The sequence below is a fragment of the Streptomyces hokutonensis genome (assembly GCF_042751305.1).
In the GTDB taxonomy this organism is placed as follows: domain Bacteria; phylum Actinomycetota; class Actinomycetes; order Streptomycetales; family Streptomycetaceae; genus Streptomyces; species Streptomyces hokutonensis_A.
Genome location: NZ_JBHYWD010000001.1, coordinates 779,944 through 798,926, shown reverse-complemented (window position 1 = coordinate 798,926; position 18,983 = coordinate 779,944). Strand labels below are relative to the sequence as shown.

Annotated in this window: 17 protein-coding genes; 11 read left to right on the top strand and 6 right to left on the bottom strand. The window is 70.5% G+C overall.

Translation table 11 applies throughout. The features are described from left to right. Positions 1-193 precede the first annotated feature (193 nt). From ACFXC1_RS03690 to ACFXC1_RS03680, 3 genes are read left to right on the top strand one after another with little or no spacing between them, the layout of a single operon-like run. A complete protein-coding gene (locus ACFXC1_RS03690; protein ID WP_381238255.1) occupies positions 194-1,000 on the top strand; it encodes an HlyD family efflux transporter periplasmic adaptor subunit in 807 nt (268 codons plus the stop codon). Next, positions 997-3,219, top strand: a complete 2,223-nt coding sequence (locus ACFXC1_RS03685) for an NHLP family bacteriocin export ABC transporter peptidase/permease/ATPase subunit (protein WP_381238252.1) — start codon at positions 997-999, stop codon at positions 3,217-3,219. The genes ACFXC1_RS03690 and ACFXC1_RS03685 overlap by 4 nt, the downstream gene beginning before the upstream one ends. Position 3,220: 1 nt before the next feature. Continuing rightward, entirely contained in the window at positions 3,221-6,037 is a 2,817-nt protein-coding gene (locus ACFXC1_RS03680) for an NHLP bacteriocin export ABC transporter permease/ATPase subunit (protein ID WP_381238250.1), read from the top strand. Between the two features lie 5 nt (positions 6,038-6,042). Here ACFXC1_RS03680 and ACFXC1_RS03675 read toward each other — a convergent pair whose 3' ends face one another. The 4 genes from ACFXC1_RS03675 to ACFXC1_RS03660 all read right to left on the bottom strand — a co-directional run bounded on the left by ACFXC1_RS03675 (position 6,043) and on the right by ACFXC1_RS03660 (position 8,609). Further along, entirely contained in the window at positions 6,043-6,570 is a 528-nt protein-coding gene (locus ACFXC1_RS03675) for an SRPBCC family protein (protein WP_381238247.1), read from the bottom strand. Between the two features lie 6 nt (positions 6,571-6,576). Beyond that, positions 6,577-6,921, bottom strand: a complete 345-nt coding sequence (locus ACFXC1_RS03670) for an ArsR/SmtB family transcription factor (RefSeq protein ID WP_381238245.1) — start codon at positions 6,919-6,921, stop codon at positions 6,577-6,579. Between the two features lie 103 nt (positions 6,922-7,024). Next, a complete protein-coding gene (locus ACFXC1_RS03665; protein WP_381238242.1) occupies positions 7,025-7,777 on the bottom strand; it encodes a VOC family protein in 753 nt (250 codons plus the stop codon). Positions 7,778-7,805: 28 nt separating this feature from the next. Next, complete coding sequence (locus ACFXC1_RS03660) at positions 7,806-8,609, bottom strand: alpha/beta fold hydrolase (protein WP_381238240.1); 804 nt, start codon at positions 8,607-8,609, stop codon at positions 7,806-7,808. Between the two features lie 172 nt (positions 8,610-8,781). Here ACFXC1_RS03660 and ACFXC1_RS03655 point away from each other — a divergent pair, with 172 nt between their 5' ends. The 3 genes from ACFXC1_RS03655 to ACFXC1_RS03645 all read left to right on the top strand — a co-directional run bounded on the left by ACFXC1_RS03655 (position 8,782) and on the right by ACFXC1_RS03645 (position 11,410). Beyond that, on the top strand, positions 8,782-10,284 hold the full coding sequence (locus ACFXC1_RS03655; protein ID WP_381238237.1) for an MFS transporter: 1,503 nt from the start codon (positions 8,782-8,784) through the stop codon (positions 10,282-10,284). A gap of 105 nt (positions 10,285-10,389) precedes the next feature. Continuing rightward, positions 10,390-10,872: a methyltransferase family protein gene (locus ACFXC1_RS03650; protein WP_381238234.1), complete on the top strand. Its 483-nt coding sequence runs from the start codon at positions 10,390-10,392 to the stop codon at positions 10,870-10,872. Positions 10,873-11,032: 160 nt separating this feature from the next. Continuing rightward, entirely contained in the window at positions 11,033-11,410 is a 378-nt protein-coding gene (locus ACFXC1_RS03645; protein ID WP_381238233.1) for an STAS domain-containing protein, read from the top strand. Positions 11,411-11,548: 138 nt separating this feature from the next. Here ACFXC1_RS03645 and ACFXC1_RS03640 read toward each other — a convergent pair whose 3' ends face one another. After that, positions 11,549-11,986 (bottom strand): protease inhibitor, encoded by a 438-nt coding sequence (locus ACFXC1_RS03640; protein ID WP_381238230.1) that lies wholly within the window; start codon positions 11,984-11,986, stop codon positions 11,549-11,551. Positions 11,987-12,310: 324 nt separating this feature from the next. On the opposite strand from ACFXC1_RS03640, the gene ACFXC1_RS03635 reads away from it, so the two are divergent. From ACFXC1_RS03635 to ACFXC1_RS03615, 5 genes are all read left to right on the top strand, one after another. Further along, positions 12,311-12,862 (top strand): hypothetical protein, encoded by a 552-nt coding sequence (locus ACFXC1_RS03635; protein WP_381238228.1) that lies wholly within the window; start codon positions 12,311-12,313, stop codon positions 12,860-12,862. 201 nt (positions 12,863-13,063) lie between these two features. Continuing rightward, entirely contained in the window at positions 13,064-14,650 is a 1,587-nt protein-coding gene (locus tag ACFXC1_RS03630; RefSeq protein WP_381238225.1) for a purine-cytosine permease family protein, read from the top strand. Beyond that, on the top strand, positions 14,650-15,315 hold the full coding sequence (locus ACFXC1_RS03625) for a cyclase family protein (protein WP_381238222.1): 666 nt from the start codon (positions 14,650-14,652) through the stop codon (positions 15,313-15,315). Before ACFXC1_RS03630 ends, ACFXC1_RS03625 begins: the two co-directional genes overlap by 1 nt. A 46-nt stretch (positions 15,316-15,361) precedes the next feature. Beyond that, a complete protein-coding gene (locus tag ACFXC1_RS03620; protein ID WP_381238219.1) occupies positions 15,362-16,057 on the top strand; it encodes an alpha/beta fold hydrolase in 696 nt (231 codons plus the stop codon). A 32-nt stretch (positions 16,058-16,089) separates the two neighbouring features. Then, entirely contained in the window at positions 16,090-17,067 is a 978-nt protein-coding gene (locus ACFXC1_RS03615) for a 2-hydroxyacid dehydrogenase (protein WP_381238216.1), read from the top strand. Here ACFXC1_RS03615 and ACFXC1_RS03610 read toward each other — a convergent pair. Continuing rightward, complete coding sequence (locus ACFXC1_RS03610) at positions 17,060-18,679, bottom strand: RICIN domain-containing protein (protein ID WP_381238213.1); 1,620 nt, start codon at positions 18,677-18,679, stop codon at positions 17,060-17,062. The genes ACFXC1_RS03615 and ACFXC1_RS03610 overlap by 8 nt on opposite strands. Positions 18,680-18,983 lie beyond the last annotated feature (304 nt).

The window sequence follows — 18,983 nt, the reverse complement described above, 5'->3', positions numbered from 1 at the left end:
TCCGTGCGCGCCTTGTTTCCCGCCGGTGCGCGGCGGCGTTACCCGCCCCCGGGGACTCTTGGGGTGCCGTACTCCGGTGCCGTACTCCGGTGCCGTACTCCGGTGCCGTACTCCGGTGCCGTACTCCGGTGCCGTACTCCGGTGCCGTACTCCGGTGCCGTAAAAGATCTCTCCCACAGGTGAGGGAAGTTCCGTGCAGTTCCGCCAACAGGCCCTCGCCAAGCTCCAGTCGCCCGAGGAGCTCGATCTTCCGGTGCGCTTCGCGCGTCCGCAGGGCTGGCTCGTGCTCTGTGTGACGGTGGTCGTCGTGGCCGCCGCCTCGGTGTGGGCGGTGACCGGTTCCGTGGCGTCCACGGTCGGGGCGTCCGCCGTCCTCACGCACGGGGAGGGCAGTTACATCCTGCAGAGCCCGGTCGCGGGCCAGGTCACGGCTGTCGTCGCCCAGGAGGGCGAGCGGCTGCCGGCCAACTCCCCCGTCCTACAGGTCCGTACGGCCGACGGCGACTCCGTCGTTCGCACGGTCGCCGCGGGCCGGATCACCGCACTCGCCGCCACGATCGGCCAGATCATCCAGACCGGCGCGAACGTCGCCGCCGTGGAGAAGGTCGCACGCGCCAACGATCCGCTGTACGCGACGGTGTACGTGCCCGCCGAGAACGCGGCCTCCATCCCCGCGAACGCCGCCGTCGACCTGACCGTCTCGTCCGTGCCGACGCAGACCTATGGCGTGCTGCGCGGCCATGTGAAGGCGGTGGACCGGTCCGCCCAGTCGGCGCAGCAGATCGCCGCGTTCCTCGGGGACAGCCAGCTCGGCGAGCAGTTCACCAAGAAGGGCAGGCCGGTGGCCGTGATGGTGAAGCTCGACAAGTCGGCGCGGACGAAGAGCGGTTACAAGTGGTCGTCCGCCGACGGGCCGCCGTTCGCGCTCACCTCCATGACCATGGCCTCGGCCTCGATCCGGCTGGCCGATCAGCGTCCCCTCGATTGGCTGCTGCCGTGAGCCCCGCACAGGACACCCGTTCCCGGCGCCGTTCCGCGCCACCGAAGCGCCCGGTGCCCACGGGCCGTGCGAAGACGGTCCGTTCACCCACCGTCCTCCAGATGGAGGCCGTCGAGTGCGGCGCCGCCTCCCTCGCGATGGTCCTCGGCTTCTACGGCCGCCACATCCCCCTCGAAGAACTGCGCATCGCCTGCGGTGTCTCGCGCGACGGCTCGCGTGCCAGCAACTTGCTGAAGGCGGCCCGCAGTTACGGCCTCACGGCCAAGGGCATGCAGATGGACACCGCCGCCCTCGCCGAAGTCCGGTCCCCCGCCGTCCTGTTCTGGGAGTTCAACCACTACGTCGTCTACGACGGCATGGGCCGCCGCTTCGGCCGCCGCGGGGTGTACATCAACGACCCCGGCAAGGGCCGCCGGTTCGTGCCCATGGAGGACTTCGACTCCAGCTTCACCGGAGTCGTCCTCGTCATGGAGCCGGGTGACGGCTTCGAGAAGGGCGGGCGCAAGCCGGGCGTCCTGGGTGCGATGCCCGCCCGGCTGCGCGGCACCGCGGGCACGATGCCCGCCGCCGTCCTCTCCAGCCTGCTGCTGGTCCTGGTCGGCGCGGCGATGCCCGCGCTCAGCCGGACCTACATCGACATGTTCCTGATAGGAGGTCAAACCTCCCTGCTGGGCGTGCTGTTCGCGTCCATGGGCACCTGCGTCCTGCTCACCCTGGTGCTGACCTGGCTGCAACAGGCGAACCTGCTCCACGGCCGCATCATCTCCTCCACGCTCTCCAGCGCCCGCTTCCTGCGCCATCTGCTGCGGCTGCCGGTGACGTTCTTCTCCCAGCGCAGCCCGGCCGACCTGGTGCAGCGCCTCCAGTCGAACGACTCCGTCGCGGAGACCCTGGCCCGCGACCTGTCGGCGGCGGGCGTGGACGCGGTGGTCGTGGTGCTCTACGCGGTGCTCCTCTACACCTACGACCCCCAACTCACCTACGTGGGCATAGGCGTCGCACTGCTGAACGTGGTGGCGATGCGGGTCGTCATCCGGCTGCGCGCGACCCGCACCGCGAAACTGCGCGCCGACAGCGCCCGGTTGACCAACACCGCTTACACCGGGCTCCAGTTGATCGAGACGATGAAGGCGACCGGCGGCGAGGACGGCTACTTCCGTAAGTGGGCCGGACAGCACGCCACCACCCTGGAGGAGCAGCAGCGGCTCGGGGTGCCGAGCGCCTGGCTGGGCGTGGTCGCACCGACGCTGGCCTCCCTCAACAGCGCGCTGATCCTGTGGATCGGCGGCATGCGGGCCGTGGAGGGGGGCATCTCGGTCGGTCTGCTGGTCGCCTTCCAGGCCCTGGTCACCCGCTTCACCGCGCCGATCACCCGGCTCAACGGCGTCGCGGGCCGCATCCAGGACTTCGCGGCCGACGTGGCCCGCCTCAAGGACGTCGAGAACTTCCAGGCGGATCCCCTCTACTCCCGTGCCGGCGGCGCCGATTCGACCCGCCGGCTGCAGGGACACGTCGAGCTGGAGAACATCACCTTCGGCTACAGCCCCCTCGACAAGCCCCTCCTCACCGGCTTCTCACTCATGGTCGGACCGGGCCAGCAGGTGGCGCTGGTCGGCGGCTCCGGCAGCGGCAAGTCCACGGTGTCCAGGCTCATTTCGGGTCTCTACACGCCCTGGGAGGGCGTGATCCGCATCGACGACCACCGCCTTGAGGACATCCCGCGCGGCGCGCTCGCCGCCTCCGTCTCCTTCGTCGACCAGGACGTGTTCCTCTTCGAGGGCTCGGTACGCGACAACGTGGCGCTTTGGGACCCGTCGATCCCCGACGAGGCCGTGACGGAAGCGCTGCGGGACGCCGCCCTGTACGACGTCGTCATGCGGCGGCCCGGCGGCATCCACAGCCGGGTCGAGCAGGACGGGCGCAACTTCTCCGGCGGTCAGCGTCAACGCCTGGAGATCGCAAGGGCGTTGGTGCGCAGGCCCAGCATCCTCGTCCTCGACGAGGTGACGAGCGCGCTGGACGCGGAGACCGAGCTGGTCGTGATGGACAACCTCCGCAAGCGCGGCTGCGCCTGCGTGGTGATCGCCCACCGGCTCAGCACGGTGCGCGACAGCGACGAGATCGTCGTCCTCGAACACGGCACGATCGTGGAACGCGGGCGGCACGACGCCCTGGTGGCGGCCGGCGGCGCCTACGCCACGCTGGTCAAGGAGCGCTGAGATGACGTCCGTTCACGAAGGCGACCTGGTCCTCGGCGCGCTGGGGTCCCTGGGCACGCCGATCGACTGCACCGGATTCAACCGCCTCGACCTCGAAGGCCCGCAGGTGCTCTGGCTGGTCGCGTCGGGCGCCATCGACCTCTTCGCGGTGGACGCCGTACAGCAGGGGCACTGGCACCACCTCGGCCGGCTGGAGGCCGGCTCGCTGCTGCTCGGTCCGGTCACCGGCCCCCAACACACGCTGGTGGCACGCCCGTTGCGGGACTGCGTGGTGCACCGCATCAACCTGCGGGAGCTGTACCAGCCCGCGAACACCCAGACCTGGTCGTACGACGAGTACGGCAACCCCCAGTACGTGCCGCCGACTTCGAGCCCGCTCGAATACGCCCTCGCCCTCGGTGTCGGCCGCGGCCTCTCCATCCTCTTCCAGGCCCCGATGGCCGGCGAACGGGCCGCCGCGCTCACCGACGACGACGTGTTCTGGATGCAAGTGCCGCCCGGCAGCGTGCAGTACGGGTCGATGTACGGCGCGGAGGCGGCGGTCGATCTGCTGATGGACCCCGGTGTCTGGCAGGGCATGGTCGACCAGCAGTACCGCCTCCTTTCCACGCTGGACAAGTGGATCGAGCAGCTGGAGCGCACCCACGAGACGCGAACGGCCGCCGGTATCAAGGCCGGTGAGGCGGTGCGCGCCCAGGCCGACCGGACGCTGCTGGCGTCGATCGGCAAGTCCTCGCCGCGGCGCACGACGGCCGCCGACGCCGACGCGTCGTACGCGGCCTGCAAGTTGGTCGCCGAGGCGGCCGGCATCACACTCGCCGAACCCGCGCAGAGCGGCAGTGAGAGCGAGCGTCTGGACCCGGTCGAGCGGATCGCCCTCGCCTCCCGGGTCCGGGTGCGGGCCGTACGGCTCGACGGGCGCTGGTGGCGGGACAACGTCGGTCCGCTGGTGGGCCGTCGGGCGCTGTCCGGGGCGCCGGTCGCGCTGCTGTGGCGGCGCGGCGGCTATGTCGCCGTCCATCCGGCGACCGGGCGCGAGACGCCGATCGAGAAGGCGAACGCGGAGGAGTTCGAGCCGCGCGCGGTGATGTTCTACCGCCCGCTGCCCGAGCGCCGGCTCAGCCCGCTGAGGCTGTTGCGCTTCAGCATGCAGGGCACCGGGAGTGACATCTCCAACCTGCTGATCAGCGGACTGGTGACGGTCGCGATCGGGGCGCTGGTGCCGATCGCGACGGGCAAGGTGCTCGGCGAGTTCGTGCCGAAGGCGCAGACCGGCCTGATCGTGCAGGTCTGTCTGGCCGTGATGGTGACGAGTGTGGTGGCGGCAGCCTTCATGCTGCTGGAGAACCTCACCATGCTCCGCCTGGAGGGCAGGATCGAGGCCACGCTCCAACCGGCTGTCTGGGACCGCCTGTTGAGGCTGCCGACGAAGTTCTTCACCGAACGCTCGACGGGTGAGCTGGCGAGCGCGGCGATGGGCATCAGCTCGATCCGCCGTCTGCTGGCGGGAGTCGGCCCGGTCGTCGCCCAGTCGGTGACGGTCGGCGTGATGAACCTGGGGCTGCTGTTCTGGTACAGCCCGTCGATGGCGTTCGCGGCGATCGGCATGCTCGTGGTGATCGCGGCCGTGTTCCTGGGCCTCGGCCTGTGGCAGGTGCGCTGGCAGCGCAAGCTGGTCGTGCTCGGCAACAAGCTGAACAACCAGGCGTTCCAAACCCTGCGCGGACTGCCGAAGTTGCGGGTCGCGGCGGCCGAGAACTACGCCTACGCGGCCTGGGCCTCCGAGTTCGCGCGCAGCCGTGAACTCCAGCAGAAGGTCGGCCGGATCAAGAACCTCACCACGGTGATGGGCGCGGTGTATCTGCCCGTCTGCACCCTGCTGATGTTCATGCTGCTCGCCGGCCCGGCACGCGGCTCGATGTCGGCCGCCGCCTTCCTCACCTTCAACACCTCGGTGACGATGGTCCTGACCTCCGTCACCCAACTCACCGGCGCCTTCGTCTCGGTGGTCTCCGCGCTGCCGCTGTTCGAGGAGATCAGGCCGGTCCTCGACGCGGCCCCGGAGGTCCGCACCGCGAGCACCCGCCCAGGCCAGCTCTCCGGCGCGATCGAGGCCCGCCGCCTGTCCTTCCGCTACGCCGACGACGGCCCCCTCGTCCTCGACGACGTGTCGTTCCAGGTGCGCGCGGGCGAGTTCGTGGCGATCGTCGGTCCCAGCGGCTGCGGCAAGTCCACCCTGCTGCGCCTCCTCATCGGCTTCGACAAACCGGTCTCCGGCAGCGTCCTCTACGACGGCCAGGACCTGGGCGCCCTCGACCAGTCGGCGGTACGGCGGCAGTGCGGGGTGGTGCTCCAGCACGCGCAGCCGTTCACCGGTTCCATCCTGGACGTCATCTGCGGCACCGAGCCGTTCACGCCGGAGGAGGCGATGGCGGCGGCCAGGATGGCGGGGCTCGCCGAGGACATCAAGCGGATGCCGATGGGCCTGCACACCATCGTCGCGGGCAGCGGCGCGGTCTCGGGCGGCCAGCGTCAACGCCTGATGATCGCGCAGGCGTTGATCCGCCGACCGCGCATCCTCTTCTTCGACGAGGCGACCAGCGCACTCGACAACGAGACCCAGCGCACGGTGATCGAGAGCACCAAGGCCCTCAACGCCACCCGGATCGTCATCGCGCACCGCCTGTCGACCGTCCTGGACGCCGACCGCGTGGTCGTCATGGAGGACGGCAAGGTCGCCCAACAGGGCCCGCCCGCGCAGCTGTTGGCGGACACGGGCGGCCGGCTGCACGAGCTGGTGCGGCGGCAGATGGCGTGAGCGGGTCAGTCCAGGCCCGGCACAGGTGCGCCGGAGGGAATCCCGGCCGCCAAGTAGCCGTCGTAGAACTCCTTCCAGGGTGCCCCGGCCCCCGCGTGAGGTCCCTCGACGCGCTCGCCGCGGGCCTTCGCGTCCAGCGCGGTCAAGCACACCTCCCACCCGGCCCCGTTCCGGGACGCGGTGTCCTCGGCGCTCAGGACGTTGGTGAGCGTGAAGCGGGTGCGCTTCTCCTCAATCTCCTCCAGGTCGAAGTGCAGCTCGTCGCCACCCCATTCGAAGGAGAGGTGCCGGGGCGGGTCGACGGCGATGACGCGACCGGTCGACTCCGGCATGTTCGGGTCGCCGCTGAAAGTGACCGTGCCGCCGGGGTGCAGCTCGAACTCGGCGCGTGAGGGGAACCACTGGGCGAGCTCGTCGGGGTCGGTCACGAACTGCCAGACGCGGTCGAGGGGTTGGTCGTAGACGCGGCTGAAACGGACGGCGGGGCGGCCGTCTTCGAGGGTGAGATAGGTGCCGGTGAGAACGACGGACATGGTGGATCAGTCCTTCGGGACGGGGTTCCGGGCATCGTCGTCCGACGTCTCGTCGAGGCGCCGGCCCAGCTGGTCCAGGCTGCGGTTCCACAGCTCGCGGTAGGGGGCGAGCCAGGCGTCGAGTGCGGCGATCGGGGCGGGGTCGAGGGCGTAGAGGCGGCGCTGCGCGTCCTGCCGTACCCGGACCAGGCCCGCGTCCCGCAGCACCCGCAGGTGCTTCGACGTGCTGGGCTGGCTCAGACCGCAGGCCTCCCCTATCTCGCCGACGGGCCGGGGCCGCTCCAGGAGCAGGGCGACGATGGCCCGCCGGTGGGGATCGGCGAGGGCGGTCCAGAGCGAGGCGTCGAACATGCTCGCCAATATGCCCCTGCGGTTATATGCCCGTCAAGGCATACATGACTCCGGCAGGCCACGGACGAGGGGCCTTCGCCGGCCTGGGCCAAGACGGTCCAGGTCAGGACAGCGCGAGGACGCAGAACTCGTGGCCTTCCGGGTCGGTCAGGCAGGTCCACGGGACGTCGCCCTGGCCGACGTCGAGGTCGGTGGCGCCGAGCGCCCGCAGCCGGGCCACCTCCGCCGCCCTGTCGTCGCCGGGGTACGGCAGCAGGTCGAGATGGACGCGGTCCGGCACGGTCTTCGCACCCGGCACGCGAAGGAACTCCAGGTACGGACCGGAATCCTTGCCGGGCCCCTTGGCGGAGCGCAGCACCGTGTGGTCGTCGGCGAGCCCGTGCGGCGACCAGTCCGTCGCCCCGGCCCAGAACCTGCCCGTGGCCAACGGATCCTCGCAGTCGACCACCACCGCGGCGACCGGCCCGGTGTCCCGGTAGACGTCCCGGGGCTCCAGCACACAGAACTCGTTGCCCTCCGGGTCGGCGAGCACGGTCCACGGCACCTCACCCTGCTCCACGTCGACAGGTGTCGCGCCGAGCGACTTCAGGCGCGCGACCAGCTCCGCCTGATGGGCCGCGGAGGTGGTGGCGAGGTCCAGGTGGACCCGGTTCTTCGTCGCCGTCCTGGGTTCCGGCACGGGCACGACATCGATACCGAGGAAAACCGGGTCCGGCCAGACGAGACCGCCGGCGGGACCGACGTAGGTCGTGGCGCCGGGACTGTAGGCACTCCAGCCGAGCGCCGCAGCCCAGAACCGGCCGACCGCCGGGGCGTCGAGGGCCTTTACGGTCACATGCACAGGTCGTAGCGCCATGCCGGCGATCCTAACCACCGCCCCACCCTCACCGACCTGCGCACTCCCAGCGTTCAGGGACGTCACCACCACGGCTGTGCAGCTGGGTCGCCAACACCCGTACCGCCGCCGCGAATCGGTCCGGGTGGCGCAGGAACTCCATGTGGATGCCGGGGAATTCGGCCCATGGCGCCCCGATCCGGCGGGCGATCTCGATCGACGGGCGGGCGTAGTACGTGCCCCGGTCCCCGGCTCCCGCGCCCAACACGATGGGAAACGGGGCCGACTTGAGCGCGGTCTCGTCGGGCCGGAAGCCGGCGAAGCCGGACCACTCCGTGCCGAAGAGGTGGTCCTGGTTTCCCAGGAACCGCTTCCAGAGCTCGGCGGGCCAGCGGTACGTGCCCTCGCCGCGGGTGGCCTCGGCGAACCGGCGCCCCGCCGCCGGCGCCCCGCCCTGCGCGTACAGCGCGGCGAGTTCGGCGAGTTCGGCGAAGAAGCCGCGCCCGGGGTCGTCTTCGGGCAGGACGTTCACGGCGGGCGGTTCATGGGCGATCAGGCCCGTCATCACCTCCGGGTGCGGTGCGGCCGGCGTGAGTCCGATGATCGCGCCCCCGCTGTTGCCGAACACCAGCGCCCGCCCGCCGGCCAGGCCGTCGACGAGCGCGCGGGCGTCGGCCGCCTGCACGGCGAGGTCCATCGGTGTCGATGACCGGCCGGTGCTGCGCGAGTTGCCGCGCCGGTCGCAGGAGATCACCATGAATGCGTCGGAAAGGATCTCCGCGACGCCGTCGTAGTAGCCGGCGTCTCCCCCGGCCCCGCCGACCATCAACAACGCCGGGCCGCTGCCGCGCACCTCGTAGTACAGCCCGGCCCCGTCGACCTCGAACCTGCCCTAGCGCATGCCTGGATCCCCATCCCCAGCGAAACGTTGCCGTTTCGCTGAAAGTGCTCTAGTGTCGATGTGTACGAAACCGTTTCGTTTACGTTTTGGTAAACCCCGAACGACTTCCCTGGAGTGGTTCCCGATGTCCCAGAAGACACTGACCGAAGGCACCCAGTCAGGTGTCACGGAGGCGCATCCCGCGCCCTCCTCGAAGCGGTGGTGGATCCTCGCGACCGTCGCCGTGGCTCAGCTGATGGTCGTCCTCGACGCCACCATCGTGAACATCGCCCTGCCGTCCGCCCAGAAGGACCTCGGTTTCTCCGACGGCAACCGGCAGTGGATCGTCACCGCGTACGCCCTGGCGTTCGCCTCCCTGCTGCTGCTCGGCGGCCGGATCGCCGACCTCTTCGGGCGCAAGACCGCCTTCCTCGTCGGCGTCGTCGGATTCGCCGGCGCCTCCGCCCTCGGCGGTGCCGCCAACAGCTTCGGCATGCTGGTCACCGCACGCGCCCTCCAGGGTGTCGCGGGCGCGCTGCTCGCGCCGGCCGCCCTCTCGCTGCTCAACACGACGTTCACGGACGCCCGCGAGCGCGCCCGGGCCTTCAGCGTGTACGGCGCCATCGCGGGCGCCGGCGGTGCGGTGGGCCTGCTGCTCGGCGGTTTGCTGACCGACGCCTTCGACTGGCGCTGGACGCTCTACGTCAACGTCGCCATCGCCTTCGTCGCCTTCGCGGGCGGCTGGCTCCTGCTCTCCAACCACCGCGACGCCGCGGGCTCCAAGCTGGACGTGCCGGGCACGGTGCTGGTCGCCGGCGGTCTGTTCTCCCTCGTCTACGGTTTCTCCAACGCCGAGACGCACGACTGGGGTTCGTCGCAGACCTGGGGCTTCCTGATCGCGGGTGTCGTCCTGCTGGCGGCCTTCGTGTGGTGGCAGAACCGCGCCGAGCACCCGCTGCTGCCACTGCGCATCCTGCTCGACCGCAACCGGGGCGCCTCGTTCCTCGCCGTGCTGATCACCGGTGCGGGCATGTTCGGTGTGTTCCTGTTCCTCACCTACTACCTCCAGCTCAACCTGGGCTTCAGCCCGACCAAGACCGGTGTCGCGTTCCTGCCGATGATCGGCGCGCTGATGGTCATGGCGCAGGTGGGCACCACGGTCCTGGTGCCGCGTCTCGGCCCGAAGGTCGTCATTCCGCTGGGCTTCGCCATCGCCATGGTCGGCATGGCCTGGCTGACCGGCATCGGGGTCGGCTCCTCCTACGCGACCCACGTCCTGCCGCAGCTGATCGTGATCGGCGCGGGCCTCGGCATGGTGATGCCGCCGGCGATGCAACTCGCCACGAGCGGGGTGGCCGCCGAGGACGCGGGCGTCGCCTCGGCGACGGTCAACGCCATGCAGCAGGTGGGCGGTTCGATCGGTACGGCACTGCTGAACACGCTGGCCGCGAGCGCCGCGACGGACTACCTGGCCGGGAAGGACGCGTCCAGCAAGCTGGTCCAGGCGCAGGCGACGATCGAGAGCTACACCACCGCGTTCTGGTGGTCGGCGGGCTTCTTCGCCGCGGGCACGCTGATCGCACTCGCGCTCTACCGCCGCGGGGTTCCGGAGCAGGACGCGGACGCCGCACCGGTCGTCCACATGTGATCGGCTCCGCCGAGAGGTGAGCCGCAAAGGACCGAGGGGTCGCCGTCCGCAGGGAGACGGCGGCCCCTCTTCTCTTCGGCTCCGCTACGACGCGATGGTGGCGGTATGCGTAAATCGGTGGCCGCATACGGCAGTTCGCTCTTCCTGGCGCTGGCCCCGGGCACCGTGGCCGTCCTGCTGCCGTGGTGGCTGACCGGGTGGCGGGCCGGTGACTGGTGGCAGCCGCTGCGGCTGCTGGGCCTCGTACCGCTCGCGGCCGGCGCGGCCGTACTGCTCACGGCCTTCGCGCGGTTCGTGACCGAGGGGCTCGGCACTCCGGCACCGGTCGCGCCGACGGAGCGGCTGGTCGTGGGCGGCCTGTACCGCTACGTCCGCAACCCGATGTATGTGGCGGTGGACGCGACGATCGCCGGCCAGGCCCTGCTGCTCGCGCGGCCCGTCCTGTTCGTCTACGGCGGCTGCGCGGGGCTGTTGATGTGGGCGTTCGCGCGCTGGTACGAGGAGCCCGACCTGGGGCGCAGATTCGAAGCCGACTACGACCGTTACCGCGAGGCGGTGCCGGGGTGGTGGCCGCGGCTTCGACCCTGAAGCCAGGACTCGATCGCCTATTGACAGAAAGTCAACCTTTCTGACCGAAGTTCACCATGTCGAGTGAACCAGATCTTGCGGGCGGCGTGTCATGGATGCTCAGGGCCTCTCCGGGGTAACTACCGAGACCGAATGCGCCCAGTGCCGAGGTGGAGCGGCCATGACAGCGGAAGCGGACGAACGCGACAGTCCCGCGGCCAACTCCTGTGCCCTCACGCGGTCGTACGGCCCCTTCACGGTGGTCGAGGTCTCGGGGGAGATCGACATGGCGACCGCCGGTCTGGTCGTCGAGCACCTGGACGCCGCGACGGCGGTCGCGGAGCCCGATGTACTGGTGGATCTGCGGCCCGTCGAGTTCCTGGACTGTTCGGGGCTGCGCGTCCTGTGCCGGGCCGAGGGGCGGGCGAGGGAGCGCGGCGGGCGGCTGCGGATCGTCTCCGACGGGCCGCGCATCGACCGGCTGTTGCGGGCCTCGGGTCTGCTCGGCCGCTTTCCGCCGCTGCGTGCCATGCCCGCCGAGACGGAGAAACCGCAATGAAAGCAGGGGCCGGCTCGGGCGACCCCACACCGCCCGGCCGACCCCTGCTGCGGGATCGCAGTACTCCGCGACAGGGGCGCGCACTCCCCAGCTACGGACCCTTCCTGATGCTCACGGAGACCGTGCGACCCCGGTCTCTCAGAACGTGAAGACACCTCCGTACCCGTAGGAGTCCTTCACGCACTCGTTGGAGAAGACGCGCTCGTAGGAGACGCGCTTGCCCTGCCAGACACCCTCGACGGTGACGACGACGGGACGGTAGAGCTTGTTGCAGAGCACATCGCTCCGGGCGGCCAGGGCGTCGAAGTCGCCCCCGATTCCGCGCAGTTCGGCGCAGGCCTGGGCGGCCGACGGGTGGGTGCCGGAGGAGGTGGGCGCGCAGGTGAGGGTCACGGCGCGTTCCGGTGTCGCGAGGGCGGCGTCGTCCCCGTGGCCCACGGTCAGCACCAGGGCCGACGGGGCGTAGAGCGCGGACGGGCCGGTGCCGTGGGCCGCGAGGGCGGTCCCGGTGAGGGGCCCGCAGACGGCGGTGGCCGTCAGGCCCAGAGTCGCTGCCCAGCGCGCGGTGTTCCGCATTGTGTGCATCCTTCCGCTAGATGCCGGTCCCGCTCGGTCGGTGCCGAACCGGCGGGCGCCACTCTGCCGAGTCCGCCGCCGGAACACACATCAGACCCACAGGTTTCAGTAACCTTGCGTGTTGAATCAGTGGCGCGAAGTCACAGAATTCGAACGCGCGAACCCCGGAACCACGGGCTTCCCGATCTCCGAATCGGGCCGGTTGGCCGGTTTACCCGCCCTCGCCAATCGTCCTGAAACAGTCCCGAAACATTCCGCTTCAGCTCTCGGCGCACTCCGCCGCAGCCCCTTGCGTTCGGACTGCTCGCGAGTAATCGTCATTACATGATTACGACAGAGCAGCAGGAGAAGCTTCGCGGCTGGTTCACCGGCCGTCTGCCCGACGACCTCTTCGAGGAGCTGGTCGAGGTCACGGCGGACCGCGAGGAGGTCACGGTCATCGGCCGCATCCCCGCGCCCAAGCTCGCCGAGGGCGTCTCGGACGCCGAGAAGGAGGCGGCGGTCCAGGGCCGCGTCCAGGAGTTCCGCGAGCGCACCCGGGAGACCCGGATCGCGGTCGCCCGCGAGGCCGAGCACCGGTTCCGCAGGAAGGTCTCGTGGGGTGTGGAGTGCGCCGGGGAACGCTCCCTGTTCACCCACATCTCCGCCCCCGTCATGACCCGGCTGCGCCAGCCCGAGCGCCAGGTCCTCGACACCCTCATCGCCGCCGGCGTCGCCCGCAGCCGCAGCGACGCCCTCGCCTGGTGCGTGCGCCTCGTCCAGCGCCACACCGACGACTGGCTCGCCGAACTGCGCGACTCCCTCGAACACGTCCAGCGCGTCCGCGCCCAGGGCCCCGACACCGAACCGGAGGACACCCCGACCGACAGCGAGTGACATCAGGGTGGACGATTCCTCCACCCACGGAACGAAAGATGGATGAACCGTCCTCTGGCGCGGGCATCGCGGCCGACCGTAGCGTCACCGGACACCCTGAGGACGGCATCCGCTCACCCCGCCCACCCCGCGCGCGTGAACAGCCGTCCCACCGCCACCGCGCCAACCCGCGCTCCACCGCCGTCCCCCGCTGGAGCCCCCTTGTCCTCGCAGCCCGCCCCCTCCCCCGCCGCGCCGAGCCAGTCCCTGACCGAGGTCGAGACCTACGGCGTCGAGCGCATACCCGACGCGGACCGCACCGCCACCCCGCTCGACCTGTTCCGGGTCGCGTTCGGCGGCGCCAACACCTTCTCCACCTGCGTCCTCGGCGCCTTCCCCATCCTGTTCGGCCTCTCCTTCTGGCAGGGCCTCGCGGCCACGCTCCTCGGAGTCGTCGTGGGCGCCCTGATCCTGTGCCCGATGGCGGTCTTCGGCCCGGTCAACGGCACGAACAACGCGGTCGCCTCCTCCGCGCACCTGGGCGTACACGGCCGGGTCGTCGGTTCGTTCCTGTCCCTGCTCACCGCCGTCGCGTTCTTCTCCATCTCGGTGTGGAGCTCCGGCGACGCCCTCGTCGGCGGGGCGCACCGGCTGTTCGGCCTGGAGCAGAGCACGCTGTCATACGTCGTCGCGTACGCGCTGTTCGCCGGACTTGTCCTCGCGGTCTGCGTCTACGGCTTCCGGTTCATGCTGTTCGTCAACAAGATCGCCGTGACCTCCGCGACGGTCCTGTTCCTCCTCGGCGCGATCGCCTTCGCCGGTGACTTCGACCCGTCGTACGCCGGGGTCTTCACGTCCTCGGCGGACGCGGCGACCCAGTCGCTGTTCTGGCCGTCGTTCATCGGCGCGGCGCTGATCGTGCTCTCCAACCCGGTGTCGTTCGGCGCGTTCCTCGGCGACTGGTCGCGCTACATCCCGGCGAACACCCCGCGCCGCAAGGTGATCGGGGCCGCGTTCCTGTCCCAGATCGCGACGCTGCTGCCGTTCGTCTTCGGTCTGGCGACCGCGAGCATCATCGCCACGAAGGCACCCAAGTACGTCGACCCGTCGGCCCCCGACTTCGTGGGCGGACTGCTCGCGATCTCGCCGAGCTGGTTCTTCCTGCCGGTCTGTCTGCTGGCCCTGATCGGTGGCATGTCGACGGGCACGACCTCGCTCTACGGCACCGGGCTCGACTTCTCGTCCGTGTTCCCCCGGCTGTCACGGGTCCAGGCGACACTGCTGGTCGGCGTGTTGTCCATCGCGTTCATCTTCATCGGGCGCTTCGGCCTCGACCTCGTGCAGTCGATCTCCACCTTCGCCACGATGATCATCACCTGTACGACCCCGTGGATGGTCGTGATGATGCTGGGCTTCTACACCCGGCGCGGCTGGTACGACCCGGACGCCCTCCAGGTCTTCAACCGCCGTCAGCGCGGCGGGCGTTACTGGTTCTCACACGGCTGGAACTGGCGCGGCATGACCGCCTGGTGGGTGGCCGCCGTGGTGGGCGTGCTGTTCACCAACATCCCGGGGCAGTTCGTCGGCCCGCTCGGCGACCTGGCGAACGGAGTCGACATCAGCCTGCCGCTGTCTCTTGCGGTGGCCGCCGTGCTGTTCCTGTCGCTGCTCAGGCTCTTCCCCGAACCCCGCGCGGTGTACGGGCCGGAAGGGGCTCGGTTGGCCCGTACCGTCGAGGTTCCGGTACCGCCGATCACCGGACCCGGAGCGACACCGGTGGCTCCCGCGCTGGCCGCCGAGAGCAGCTGATGCCGGCCTGGATCGACCTGTCGGTGCCCGTCGTCACCGGGATGCCCGTGTATCCCGGTGACCCGGCCGTCGAGGTCTCCCCCGCCCTGACCGTCCCCCAGGACGGCGTCAACGTCCTTCGCCTGCACCTGGGTTCACAGTCGGGCACCCATGTCGACGCCCCCTACCACGTGGACGACAGCTGGCCCCGCCTCGACGAACTGCCCCTGGACCGCTTCGCCGGACACGCGGTGGTGGCCGACGTACGGGGGCTGCCGGCCAGGGCGCCGATCACGCCCGGACTGCTGGTGCCTGCGCTGAGTCGACTGCGCCCGGGTTCGCCGCTGTTGCTCGCCACCGGCTGGTCGGCACACTGGGGCACCGACCACTACCTCGCCCACCCGTGGCTCACCCCGGAGGCCGCCGAAGTCCTCGTCGGCGCGGGCGTCCGTACGGTCGCGGTCGACGCGCTCAGTGTCGATCCGACGCCCGAACCAGGCGATACGACGGCCGACTTCGGCCTGCCCGCGCATCGCGTGCTGTGCGGCGCGGGCGGAGTGATCGCCGAGAACCTCACGGGGCTTGAGCAGTTGGTGGCTGTCCCGGATGTGGAGCTGTTCCTGTTTCCGCTACGGCTGCCGGGGGCGGACGGCGCGCCGGTCCGGGCTGTCGCGCGGGCCCTCTGATCCGCCCCGGAGAGCCGTTGTCAGACCCACCGTTTACGTTTGCCCCATGACTCAATTCGTTGTGGTGGCAGGCGCGTGGCTCGGTGCGTGGGCGTGGGACGAGGTGGTGCCCGAGCTGCGCGCGGCCGGGCACGAGGTGCATGCCCTCACCCTCTCCGGGCTCGCGGAGAAGCAGGGCGTTCCGGCCGGGCAGCAGACCCATGTCCAGGACATCGTCGACGAGGTCGAGCGCCTCGATCTCCGGGACGTCGTCCTGGTCGGGCACAGCTACTCCGGGGTCCCTGTCGGCCAGGCCGCCGAGCGGATCGGCGACCGGCTGGCCCGTGTGGTGTTCGTCGACTCGAACGTGCCGGTGGACGGAGAGTCGTTCCTGGACAGCTTCCCGAGTGACCACATCACAAAGTCCCTCGCCGAGAACAGTGGTGTCTGGCCGCCCCCGGACCCGGCCGACTTCGCCGGTCAGGACCTCACGGACGAGCAGATCGCCCGCATCGTCACCGACGGGACCCCGCACCCCGGTGCCACCCTCACCGAACCGGCGGTCCTCGCCCGCCCGTTGGCAGACCTCCCGGCTACCTACGTCAAGTGCCTGCTCGACGGCGACGAGTTGCCGACCCCCGCGGACGAACTGGTCGCGAGCGGGCGCTGGAAGCTGGTCCGCATGGAGACGGGCCACTGGCCGATGTTCTCCCGGCCCCGCGAACTGGCCCGCGTCCTGGACGAGTCGACCACCCGCTCCTGAGGCACACACCCCGACCGCGACGAGGATTCCGCATGCCCCCCACAAAGAACGTCCTTGCCGTCGTCCCACCCCACATCGGCGGTCGTACGGCGGGCGCCGGACTGGCGACACTGCTGCCCGACGAAATACACGTCACCGTCGTGGAGGCGGTGGACGAGGACCCTGCGGCCCTGCGCGCGGCGCACGTCGTGATCACCGCGCTCTCCCCCGTGACCGCCGAACACCTCGCCGCAGCGCCGGAGTTGGAGCTGGTGCAGTGCGCGAGCCACGGCTTCGACTACGTCGACCTTGACGCCGCGCGGGCCAAAGGCGTGCTCGTCTGCAACATCGGCTCCAGCGGCGCCGAGGAACAGAACGTGGCCGAGCAGACCTTCGCCCTGATGCTGGCGCTCGCCAAGCGGATCGTCCCCGCGCACACCGCGCTCGCCGACGGCGACTGGGCGCTGCCCCGGCTGCAGAGCTCGCTGACCGAGCTGTCCGGCAAGACGCTCGGCATCGTGGGACTGGGTGCCATCGGACAGCAAGTCGCCCGCAGGGCAGCCGCGTTCGACATGACCGTCGTCTACGCCGGCCGGCGTCCCGTTCCCGAGGAAACGACGGCGCGGCTCGGCGGCGCCCGTCATGTCCCGCTGGACGAGTTGCTGCGCCTGTCCGACTACGTCACCCTGCACGCGCCGCTCACCGACGAGACCCGGCATCTCCTGAACGCCGAACGGCTGGCGCTGCTCAGGCCGACCGCGTTCGTGATCAACACCGCGCGGGGCGCCCTGATCGACCAGGACGCGCTGGCGGACGCCCTCGAAGCGGGCGCCCTGGCAGGTGCGGGACTCGATGTCTTCGACCCCGAACCGCCCACCCCCGCACTGCGGTTGCTGAAAGCGCCGAACGTAGTGCTCTCGCCGCACGTCGGCGGTGTGACCCGGGAGACCGTCGTCCGGATCGCACTGGCCGCCGTACAGAACGCGGCCGGTTTCCTGACGGGTAGGCGGCCGCGTGATGTCGTCAGCTGAGCCGGTCCGCGTTGTGCGCGGGGCGCGGGGACGGGGCTCCCGTGCCGGCGATCGACAGTGAACCGGGGCTGGCCGACACCGAGTCGGTCAGCCAGCGCTGTGAGGTGGAGCCGTCTCGGACCTTGAGGACGATGTCGGCGCCGGGGTCCTTGGTGGTCGAGGTGAGCGCGAGCCCGGAGTCCCAGCGGGGCAGCAACTCTCCCTGCACGGTGAGGTCGTAGCGGACGTCGTTGCCTCGCTTGGCCTCCGCGTCCGCGCAGGTGCCGAGGACGACGACACCGGCGTCCGCGTGCGAGTCCAGACACAGCCCGGAGTCCGCCACGCTGCGCAACAGGCCGTCGGTCCCGTACGACCACTCCTGGGTCCCGGCCGAGGAGCATGTCGCGAGAACGGTGTCGGCGCCGGCCTTCACGGTGCCCCGGATGTCCAGGCACAGGTCGGCGGCGGCGTTGCGCAGCCTTGTCTCCCGGGGTACGGCGGGGAGCCGGGCCGTGCCGGGCGCCGACGCTGACACGTGTCCGCTCCCGCTGGTGGAGGCGACCGGGTCGGCGGTGCCGCCGTGGTCGGGCCACAGGCTGACGGCGACGACGCTCGCGACGACTCCGGCGCCGATCAGTCCGGCACCGACGAAGAACGAGCGGGACGATCGCGGCGACCTGGCCGCGTCCACGATGCGGCGGCCGGGCGCGGGGAGCCGGGAGAGCAGACGGTGCCGTCCCGAGCCGCCGCCGTGTCCGCCGTGCCGGGCGGCGGTCCGCGTCCGGGTGTCGGGGCGGGCGCGGCCGGGGCGCGAGGCGAGGTAGGGGCGGGCTCCCCAGCCGAGGACCGCCTCTGCGAGGAGGACTCCCAGTCCGCCTTCGAAATAACTCAGTTGTTCGGCGGCGAATCGGCAGTAGCGGCACTGGGACAGATGCTGCTGGACATCGGGCAGCAGTGCGCCGCCGCGTCGAATCGGAACGTCGAGGAGACGGTTGTAGAAGCGGCAATCCTTGGTCGGCGCGAGTTCCCGGTGGGCGCGTACACAGCCCTCGCGGAATTTTTCGCGCGCCTGCTGGAGAGCGGCCGACGCGGTGTCGGTATCCATGCCGAGCAGTGCCGCCGGCACGGTTATCGACTCGGCCTCGACCTCGGTGTGCCACAGCAGACACTGGGCGAAGGGCTGAAGGGTCTGGAAAGACCGCTCGGCGAGCTTGCGATTTTCGGCTGTCATGGACTTGGCAGAACGCATCGCGCGGCCCCCGGAGGCTTTCTCCAGGTCCGGCAGAACACCGGCTATTCGCTCCTCCGCCGCCCACTCCCGGATCGTGTCGCGCACGGTCAGCAGCAGCCGGGGCCGCAGGGCCGTGCCGTGTTCGCCGAACGTCAGCCGGTCGAACACCTGGTGGAAGGCGGCCGCGGTGGCCATGGCGGGGACACTGCCCGTGGCGGCGAGGCAGACTCCCGCGTAATCCTGGACCGGCTGCCAGTGCCGCGCCATCAGCAGCGCGACGGAATGCGCGGCCTCACCCTCCGGACGGCCCCGCAGCCGCGCGGCCAGGGTCTCGTCGGATTCCTCGGGAGCCCCGCCGTCCGGCGGAGGGTAAGGAGGACGAGGAGGGGGAGGGATGGACACGGAGTGGATTCCTCGGATTCGGTTCATCAACAGGTGAATGAGCCCCGGGCATTACCCTCGCGCGGGCGTTTCACCCTTGCACAACCCACTGAACCCAACAAGGCACTTGGGCAACATCCATACCTTTGAAAGAAAGTCAGATGCGCCGGCAACTCGGTTCACCGGCACCGGCTTTCGGCTTTCCATGCGCCCCGTGTGAACCATGCGCACACTCCGGTGCGTCGCGCACGCTCCCGGCGCACGGCACCGCGCGGTCCACTGGAACCGGCCCTTCTCGGAGGCCACGCGCTGGACGGCGGCTCTC

Excerpts from the sequence above, each read along its gene's own strand:
- ACFXC1_RS03665 (WP_381238242.1), bottom strand. The coding sequence starts at position 7,777 with ATGGCGCTACGACCTGTGCATGTGACCGTAAAGGCCCTCGACGCCCCG.
- ACFXC1_RS03680 (WP_381238250.1), top strand. The coding sequence starts at position 3,221 with ATGACGTCCGTTCACGAAGGCGACCTGGTCCTCGGCGCGCTGGGGTCC.
- ACFXC1_RS03670 (WP_381238245.1), bottom strand. The coding sequence starts at position 6,921 with ATGTTCGACGCCTCGCTCTGGACCGCCCTCGCCGATCCCCACCGGCGG.
- ACFXC1_RS03645 (WP_381238233.1), top strand. The coding sequence starts at position 11,033 with ATGACAGCGGAAGCGGACGAACGCGACAGTCCCGCGGCCAACTCCTGT.
- ACFXC1_RS03640 (WP_381238230.1), bottom strand. The coding sequence starts at position 11,986 with ATGCGGAACACCGCGCGCTGGGCAGCGACTCTGGGCCTGACGGCCACC.
- ACFXC1_RS03675 (WP_381238247.1), bottom strand. The coding sequence starts at position 6,570 with ATGTCCGTCGTTCTCACCGGCACCTATCTCACCCTCGAAGACGGCCGC.
- ACFXC1_RS03625 (WP_381238222.1), top strand. The coding sequence starts at position 14,650 with ATGCCGGCCTGGATCGACCTGTCGGTGCCCGTCGTCACCGGGATGCCC.
- ACFXC1_RS03615 (WP_381238216.1), top strand. The coding sequence starts at position 16,090 with ATGCCCCCCACAAAGAACGTCCTTGCCGTCGTCCCACCCCACATCGGC.
- ACFXC1_RS03620 (WP_381238219.1), top strand. The coding sequence starts at position 15,362 with ATGACTCAATTCGTTGTGGTGGCAGGCGCGTGGCTCGGTGCGTGGGCG.
- ACFXC1_RS03650 (WP_381238234.1), top strand. The coding sequence starts at position 10,390 with ATGCGTAAATCGGTGGCCGCATACGGCAGTTCGCTCTTCCTGGCGCTG.
- ACFXC1_RS03635 (WP_381238228.1), top strand. The coding sequence starts at position 12,311 with ATGATTACGACAGAGCAGCAGGAGAAGCTTCGCGGCTGGTTCACCGGC.
- ACFXC1_RS03655 (WP_381238237.1), top strand. The coding sequence starts at position 8,782 with ATGTCCCAGAAGACACTGACCGAAGGCACCCAGTCAGGTGTCACGGAG.